Source organism: Asanoa siamensis (assembly GCF_016862555.1).
In the GTDB taxonomy this organism is placed as follows: Bacteria; Actinomycetota; Actinomycetes; order Mycobacteriales; family Micromonosporaceae; genus Asanoa; species Asanoa siamensis.
Map to the genome: position 1 here is coordinate 1 of NZ_BONE01000210.1, position 860 is coordinate 860.

Here is an 860-nt window from a genome sequence, read left to right on the forward strand (position 1 = left end):
TCGTCACGCGGACCCGAGCGGAAGCCACCCCGGTCACCGCCACGATCATCGCGCGGGCCAGAACGGAAGCCACCACGGTCACCGCCGCGATCATCGCGCGGGCCAGAACGGTAGCCACCGCGGTCGTCACGCGGACCGGAGCGGAAACCACCGCGGTCGTCCCCACGGTCGTCACGCGGACCACGGAAACCACCACGGTCGTCACGCGGTCCGGAGCGGAACCCACCCCGATCGCCGCCGCGGTCGTCACGCGGGCCAGAACGGTAGCCGCCCCGGTCGTCGCGGGGACCCGAGCGGAAGCCACCGCGGTCACCGCCGCGGTCGTCACGCGGGCCGGAACGGTAGCCACCGCGGTCACCGCCACGGTCGTCACGCGGACCGGAGCGGAAGCCACCGCGGTCGCCGCCGCGGTCATCACGCGGACCGGAACGGAAACCACCCCGGTCGCCGTAGCTGGGTCGGTCACCCCGGCCCTGGCCGCGGTCGCCGTAGCTCGGCCGGTCGCCGCGGCCCTGGCCGCCACGATCGCCGTAGCTGGGACGGTCACCGCCGCGGAAACCACCCCGGTCGTCGCGGTCGCGATAGCCACCGCGGTCGCCGTCGCGCGGCCCGGAGCGGTAGCCGCCCCGGTCGCCGGCGGGCCGGTCGCCGTCGCGGCGGGGGCGATAGCCGCGGTCCTCCCGGTTACCCCGGTCGCCGGAGTCGCGCCGGCCCTCGCCGCCGCGGTCATCGTCGCGGCGGTCGCGAGGAGCGTCGCCGCCCTGGTCTGCACTCACGGGGTACATCCTTCCTGATGCCAGTTCTACCGGCACACGCAGTCGAGGGCCAACCCTATGGGTCGGCCCTCGACTGGAATGATT

General features: G+C 74.9%; 1 protein-coding gene. It reads left to right on the forward strand.

What is annotated here, in order from left to right:
- Nucleotides 1-794, forward strand: a 794-nt coding sequence (locus Asi02nite_RS41295; protein ID WP_203719489.1) for a hypothetical protein, incomplete at its 5' end; no start/stop codon positions are given.
- Nucleotides 795-860: the final 66 nt, after the last annotated feature.